This window comes from Erythrobacter sp. CCH5-A1, from assembly GCF_001557115.1.
GTDB lineage: Bacteria > Pseudomonadota > Alphaproteobacteria > Sphingomonadales > Sphingomonadaceae > Erythrobacter.
The window spans coordinates 1-5805 of sequence record NZ_LSKQ01000243.1 but is presented as its reverse complement, the minus strand read 5'-3'; the positions used below and the strand labels follow the sequence as shown (position 1 = coordinate 5805).

Here is a 5805-nt window from a genome sequence, read left to right as displayed (position 1 = left end):
GCCTTCGAGGGCGGCGAGCCCTTCGGCCTCCGGCTCTCCCTGACGCAGGACGAGCGCGGGCGGAACGTGGGGCGGATCGCCTGAGTCCCCCCCCTCGGGGGGTAGGGGGTGGGGGCTCCCCCGCCAGCGGCCACGTGCGAGGCCTCCGGCCGAGCCCCCGCCACTCTCGCCACCCGGCCCATGCCGCCTTGCGCGAATCGGCAGCTTGCAGTAAGTAGTTTCAATTGAAACTATCTCGCCAGCGGGGACCGATCCGATGAATGCTAGCCAGAAGATGGAAGGGGCGACCGACCTCTTCGACAATCCCGCGGGCCTCGACGGGTTCGAATTCGTCGAGTTCTGCGCGCCGGAGAAGGGCGTGCTCGAGCCGGTGTTCGAGGCGATGGGCTTTACCCGCGTCGCGCAGCACCGCTCGAAGGACGTGCACCTGTGGCGGCAGGGCGGCATCAACCTCATCGCCAATTACGAGCCGCGCTCGGCCGCGTGGTATTTCGCCCGCGAACACGGCCCCTCGGCCTGCGGCATGGCGTTCCGCGTGCGCGATGCCGCCAAGGCCTATGACCACCTTATCTCCAAGGGCGCGGAACCCGTCGCCGTCCAGACCGGCGTGATGGAACTGCGCATCCCCGCGATCCGCGGTATCGGCGGGGCGATCCTCTATCTCGTGGATCGCTATGCCGGCGCGGAGAAGGGCAACAACCTCACCATCTACGACATCGATTTCGAATACCTCCCCGGCGTGGACCCGCAGCCGCAAGGCGCGGGCTTCCACACCATCGATCACCTGACACACAACGTCTACACCGGCCGCATGAAGTATTGGGCCGACTACTACGAGACCCTGTTCAACTTCCGCGAGATCCGCTTCTTCGACATCAAGGGCGAATACACCGGCCTCACCAGCAAGGCCCTGACCGCCCCCGACGGCAAGATCCGCATCCCGCTCAACGAGGAAGGCGAGGGCGGCAAGGGCCAGATCGAGGAGTTCCTGCGCGCCTTCAACGGCGAGGGCATCCAGCACATCGCGCTCATCTGCGACGACCTGCTGGCCTGCTGGGACCGCCTGCAGACACTCGGCGTCCCCTTCATGACCGCGCCGCCTGCGACCTATTACGACATGCTCGACGAGCGCCTGCCCGGCCACGGCGAGGATGTCGAGGCGCTGAAGATGCGCGGCATCCTCCTGGACGGCACCACCGAAGGCGGCCAGCCCCGCCTCCTCCTGCAAATCTTCGCGCAGGCGCAGGTCGGGCCGGTGTTCTTCGAGTTCATCCAGAGAAAGGGCGACGAGGGCTTCGGCGAAGGCAACTTCAAGGCCCTGTTCGAAAGCATGGAGCGCGACCAGATCATCCGCGGCGTGCTCAATGTCGAGGAGCCGGCGGAGTGATCACCGCGCGGCAGGTCCTTGCCGCGATCCTGCTGCTCGGCCTTGCGGCGTGCGGCGTGGCCGGCGCGCAGGCCGACAAGGCCGACCCCGCTGCGGGCAAGGCGCGCGCCGATCTCTACCAGTGCGAAGGCTGCGAAGGCGCGCTCGAGGCCGACGGCGCTACGCTCGCGAGCCATGCCGACATGGCGCCTGACGGCGAACCCGGCGAGCCGCTGCGCGTCGCGGGGACGGTCTATGCCGCCGGTGGCAAGACACCCGCCGCCGGCGTGGTGATCTATGCCTACCAGACCAACGCCGAAGGGCTTTACGCGAACGGGACACCCGGGACCGAAGCCTCGCGCCGCCACGGCCGGCTGCGTGGCTGGGTGAAGACCGGCGCGGACGGACGCTACAGCTTCGACACGATCAAGCCCGCCCCCTACCCTAACGACACGATCCCCGCACACATCCACTTCACGATCCTCGAGCCGGGCAAGCGCCCCTACTGGATCGACGACATCGTGTTTGAAGGCGAGTTCGGCGTGACCGACGCCTATCGCAGCGGCATGACCAACAAGGGCGGCAACGGCATCGTCCCGGCCATCCGCGACGCGCGCGGCGTGTGGCAGGTAACCCGCGACATCATCCTTGAACGCCATCCCGATTGAGAGAGCAGAGCGCCATGACCCACCCCGTGAACCTCGCCGGCATCCACCACGCCGCGTACCGCTGCAAGGACGCGAAGGAGACCGTGGAGTGGTACGCCCGCGTGCTCGGCATGACCTACACCACCGCCTTTGCCGAGGACCACGTGCCCTCGACGGGCGAATATGATCCCTACATGCACATCTTCCTCGATGCGGGGAACGGCAACATTCTGGCGTTCTTCGAGCTGCCGAACCAGCCGGAGATGGGCAAGGATCCGAACACCCCGGCGTGGGTACAGCATCTGGCGCTGAAGGTGCCTAGCGAAGAGGCGCTGCTGGCGGCCAAGGCGCATATCGAAGCGCAGGGGATCGACGTGCTGGGCCCGACACATCACGGCATTTTCAAGTCGATCTATTTCTTCGACCCCAACGGCCACCGCGTGGAACTCGCCGCCGATATCGGCACAGCCGAGCAATATGCCGAGCTCGCCCGCGTCGCCCCGGTGATGCTGGAGGAATGGTCGCAAACCAAGACCGCCCCGCGTCATGCCGACTGGCTCCACGAAATCGCCCGCGCGGAACACGCGGCGAAGGCGTGAGCTTCGACATTTGATCTGACGCAAAGCGCAGTCACGCCGTCTCCCCCACCTTGGGCCATCCAAGAAGGGGGAGTCGGCCCATGCGCATCCTGTTCGTCCATCCCAACTACCGCTCCGGTGGGGCCGAGATCGCAGGGACATGGCCGCCCGCCTGGGTCGCCTATCTGACCGGGCCGTTGAAGCGCGCGGGGTTCGACGACATCACTTTCATCGACGCCATGACGGAAGGGTTGTCGGACGACGAGCTGCGCCAGCGCATGACTGCGCTCCAGCCCGATGTGGTCGGCACGACCGCGATCACACCCTCGATCTACGCAGCCGAACGTGTGCTGGAGATTGCCGCGCTGCATGTGCCGCAGGCGGTGCGGGTGCTGGGCGGGATTCATGCGACCTTCATGTACCAGCAGGTGCTCGCCGAGGCGCCCCACATCGACGTGATCGTGCGCGGCGAGGGGGAGGAGATCGCGGTCGAACTGTTCACGGCGATCGAGCAGGGCCGCTGGCCCAGGGACGCGCGCGCCATCAAGGGCCTCGCCTTCCGCGAGGGCGAGCAGGTGGTCGCCACCGAGGCCGCCGACACCATCAAGGACATGAGTTCCATCAAGCCCGACTGGGACATCCTCGACTGGAACCAGTACACCTACATCCCGCTCGGCACCCGTGTCGCCATCCCCAACCTCGCGCGCGGCTGCCCCTTCACCTGCTCGTTCTGCTCGCAGTGGAAGTTCTGGCGGGACTATCGCGTTCGCGACCCGAAAGACGTGGTCGACGAGATTCAGGAGCTCCACGAAAAGCACGGCGTCGGCTTCTTCATCCTCGCCGACGAAGAACCGACCATCAATCGCAAGACCTTCATCAAGTTCTGTCAGGAGCTGATCGACCGCGGGCTGCCCGACAAGGTGAAATGGGGCATCAACACCCGCGTCACCGATATCTACCGCGACAAGGAATTGCTGCCCTTCTATCGCAAGGCTGGCCTCGTCCACGTCAGCCTCGGCACCGAGGCGGCGGCGCAGATGAAGCTCGACCGGTTCAACAAGGAAACCAAGGTCGAGGAGAACAAGCAGGCGATCAAGCTGCTGCGCGATGCGGACATCTTCGTCGAGGCGCAGTTCATCGTCGGGCTGGACAATGAGACCCCCGAGACGCTCGAGGACACCTTCCAGATGGCGTGGGACTGGCAGCCCGATCTCGCCAACTGGGCGATGTACACCCCCTGGCCCTACACCCCGCTGTTCGAGACGCTGAAGGACCAGGTCGAGGTCCACGATTTCTCGAAGTACAATTTCGTGACGCCGATCATGAAGCCCGCCGCGATGGAGCGCGGGGAGCTGCTCGACGGGGTGATGAAGAACTACCGCCGCTTCTACAGCCGCAAGGCGCTGTTCCACTATCCGTGGCGCGGCACCGGCTTCCGGCGGCGCTATCTGCTGGGGTGCCTGTGGGCCTTCCTGCGCGCAGGGTTCAAGCGCACCTTCTACGATCTCGGCAAGGCGGGCTACTGGGGGCCGCAGACCAAGAAACAGCTCGACTGGCATTTCGACGAAAGCCGCCTCGCCGCCGCCGATGCCGCAACCGACTGGGAGACCAATGCCGACAAGGCCGCACAGGCGGCCGAGCGCCGCGAGGCGGTTCGCGCGCAGATGAAGCTGCGGGGTGAAGAACGCCGGCGGGATCGGATCAATGTCGATTGAGCGGCGCATCCTCGGGCGGCGGCGCGCGGAGCCGCTGATCGGGCCCAATGCGGTGCTCAAGACGGTCGAGGTGATGGAGGAGCGGCTCGGCCAAGCCGGTACCGCGGCCATCCTCGCCGATGCGCAGATCACCCGGCTCCCCTCGGGCGAGCACATGATCCCTGAGATCGAGGCGCTCAGGCTCCACCGCTGGCTTGCGTTGCACGATCCGATGGGCGCCTTGGAAATCGCCGAGGAGGCGGGCGCGCGCACGGCGGACTACATCATCGCCCACCGCATCCCGCGCGCGGCGGGCTGGCTGCTGCGCCGTCTGCCCGCGCGTGCCGCCGCGCCGCTGCTGATGGCCGCGATCCGCAAGCATGCCTGGACCTTCGTGGGCGCGGGCGCCTTCGCTCCGGCGGATGCCTGGCACTTCACCATCGACCGCACCCCGGCGCGCGACCGCCTGCCGCCGTCCGAAAGCCTGTTCGTATGGTATGGCGCGGTTTTCACCCGGCTCTACCGCGAACTCGTCGCCCCCGCTTGCACCTGCCGGATGATCGCGCCCGACGTGCCCTGCGACATGACGCGCAGCTACGCCATCACCCTGGGCTGATCGGCGCGCAGGACAGGCGGATCTCGCCGCCCGCCAGATCGTAGGTGAGCGAGGAGCAATGCGCGATCTGGTCGCGGCCGATGCGGGTGAGGAGATCGGGACGCCCACGCCCCTTGCGGCGGCTGACGAGGATATTGTTCGGGTCGAAGCGCGGATCGTCCGCAGCGATCTCGCCCACGCGGCGCGGCGCGCCGTAGTCCTCGATGCGCACGGCGAAGTGTGTCAGCGCGAGGTCGCCCAAGAGGATCGGCTCGGCGATGCGCATCATCCGGGTCGGGCGCTCGACGCCGAAATCCATCACTGCGATGCCGGCCGAGTCCGGCTCGAACCCGCCTTCCTGATGGGTCGCGATGAAATTGGCGGTGGGGGCGGTGATGAGGTTTTCGCAGCGTTCGGGCACGAAGATCATCATCAGCTTCTTCTTGCCGACCACCACCGAGGTCCCGAGCCGGGTGTTGCTGCCCCCTGCGCGCTGTAAGGCGAAGCGCTGGACGGTCTCGCCCGCGGCGGGATCATGGTAGGCGAAGGTCACGCGGGCATAGGGCAGGTGGTGCACGCCGATCACCCCGTCGGCCTTCTGCGAGGCCGCGCGAGGCGCCCAGGCCACGGTGAGCGGCACCGGCCCCGCCCCGAAATCGGCGAGGGCAGTGGCGGCTTCGCCTTCGACCAACACCGGCCCGAAGCGCCATCCGCGCCGGCTCTCGGGCAGCAGCAAGACCCGCGCGGCGACGTCGGGATTGACGACCGGCGGCCCGAAGGCCTCGGCGCTGACCTCGAGCCGGACCGCTACGCCGTTCAGCGTTAGGGTTACGATGTTACCGCCGCGCAGCACCAGTTCGTCGGGCAGCGGGGCGGTAACATCGTAACCCTAACGCTGAACGGCGTAGCGGTCCGGCTCGAGGTC

The 5805-nt window shown here is 67.0% G+C and carries 6 protein-coding genes; 5 read left to right on the top strand and 1 reads right to left on the bottom strand.

Annotation, left to right across the window (positions count from 1 at the left end; all coding sequences use genetic code 11):
- The first annotated feature begins 256 nt into the window (after positions 1 to 256).
- The 5 genes from hppD (at position 257) to bchJ (ending at position 4901) form a co-directional block, all read left to right on the top strand.
- Positions 257 to 1387 (top strand): 4-hydroxyphenylpyruvate dioxygenase, encoded by a 1131-nt coding sequence (hppD, locus tag AX708_RS15325; RefSeq protein WP_233999668.1) that lies wholly within the window; start codon positions 257 to 259, stop codon positions 1385 to 1387.
- Positions 1384 to 2034, top strand: a complete 651-nt coding sequence (locus AX708_RS15320) for a hypothetical protein (protein ID WP_066527109.1) — start codon at positions 1384 to 1386, stop codon at positions 2032 to 2034. The genes hppD and AX708_RS15320 overlap by 4 nt, the downstream gene beginning before the upstream one ends.
- Positions 2035 to 2048: 14 nt before the next feature.
- The gene (locus AX708_RS15315; protein WP_066527106.1) at positions 2049 to 2612 is read left to right on the top strand and encodes a VOC family protein; all 564 of its coding nucleotides are present in this window, start codon (positions 2049 to 2051) and stop codon (positions 2610 to 2612) included.
- 80 nt (positions 2613 to 2692) lie between these two features.
- Positions 2693 to 4306, top strand: coding sequence for a magnesium-protoporphyrin IX monomethyl ester anaerobic oxidative cyclase (bchE, locus tag AX708_RS15310; protein ID WP_066527104.1), 1614 nt, complete (start codon positions 2693 to 2695; stop codon positions 4304 to 4306).
- Entirely contained in the window at positions 4296 to 4901 is a 606-nt protein-coding gene (bchJ, locus tag AX708_RS15305) for a bacteriochlorophyll 4-vinyl reductase (protein ID WP_066527098.1), read from the top strand. Before bchE ends, bchJ begins: the two co-directional genes overlap by 11 nt.
- Here the strand turns inward: bchJ and AX708_RS15300 are convergent.
- Positions 4888 to 5733, bottom strand: a complete 846-nt coding sequence (locus tag AX708_RS15300; RefSeq protein WP_067490378.1) for a hypothetical protein — start codon at positions 5731 to 5733, stop codon at positions 4888 to 4890. The genes bchJ and AX708_RS15300 overlap by 14 nt on opposite strands.
- Positions 5734 to 5805 lie beyond the last annotated feature (72 nt).

Coding starts and splice junctions, on each gene's coding strand:
- hppD (WP_233999668.1), top strand. CDS start 257: ATGAATGCTAGCCAGAAGATGGAAGGGGCGACCGACCTCTTCGACAAT.
- AX708_RS15315 (WP_066527106.1), top strand. CDS start 2,049: ATGACCCACCCCGTGAACCTCGCCGGCATCCACCACGCCGCGTACCGC.
- bchE (WP_066527104.1), top strand. CDS start 2,693: ATGCGCATCCTGTTCGTCCATCCCAACTACCGCTCCGGTGGGGCCGAG.
- bchJ (WP_066527098.1), top strand. CDS start 4,296: ATGTCGATTGAGCGGCGCATCCTCGGGCGGCGGCGCGCGGAGCCGCTG.